General features: G+C 67.2%; 1 protein-coding gene. It reads right to left on the bottom strand.

All coding sequences use genetic code 11. The features are described from left to right. Window positions 1–347: 347 nt before the first annotated feature. Window positions 348–867 (bottom strand): IS110 family transposase (locus C693_RS22325; RefSeq protein ID WP_017464112.1); only part of this gene is annotated, 520 nt, incomplete at its 5' end.

Here is an 867-nt window from a genome sequence, read left to right on the forward strand (position 1 = left end):
TCCGTAAGAGACTTCCGATCAACCCCGGGTGCATGACGCCTTTGCCCCAGGCTTTCGGGCCACTGCCAATCTTCATGTTGTCCTCCGGTGATGCCTGTTGCGTGTCGATGCGATGCGGCTTCAACAGACGCCAGACTGCATTTCCGTAAACGGTCTTGTGGGGCCGATGCTGCCAGCCCGGACCTGGGTATAAACCGCACCCGGCGACCTCATTCGTTCATCGGACTGACCGGCGTGCGGGGATCGGCCGCAACGCGGGATGGATGTCCAAATAGTTAGTCAGGTTCTCGCCGGGTCGGTCTGACCCGTTGTCTACCGCGTCGCACGGACGGTGAAGCGAATCTCTCTCAAGCGGCCTCGGCCGCGCTTGCTTGCCGATGCCTCGGGTGGCGCAGGCAGGCGTGCGGGTCGTAGTCGACGTCCCGGGCGAGCATCGCCCACACCTGCCGCGCATGCTTGTTGGCGATCGCCACCAGCACCTTGCCGAATGGCATCCGCCGATCGAGCGTGCGTATCCAAAGTTGCTCCGGTGTGGCCTTCTCCGTTGCCACCGCCTTGGCCCACTGCAGACTGCTGCGCGCACCCTGGATCAGCAGCGTGCGCAGGTAGGCGTCGCCACGGCAGCTGATCGTGCCCAGCCGCGCTCGCCCGCCGGTGGAGTGCTGCATCGGCACCAGGCCCAGCCAGGCGGCCAGCTGGCGGCCGTTGCGGAAGTCGGTCGCCGCCCCCAGCGTGGCCACCACCGCGTCGGCGGTGATCGGCCCGATGCCGACGATCGCGCGCAGCCGCATGCAACGCGCATCGTCTCGCGCGTGGGCGTCGATGCGGGCATCGCATGCCTCGAGGCGCTCGCGCACCTGCGCCCAG

It is taken from the genome of Dyella ginsengisoli LA-4 (genome assembly GCF_000334915.1).
In the GTDB taxonomy this organism is placed as follows: Bacteria; Pseudomonadota; Gammaproteobacteria; order Xanthomonadales; family Rhodanobacteraceae; genus Dyella_A; species Dyella_A ginsengisoli_A.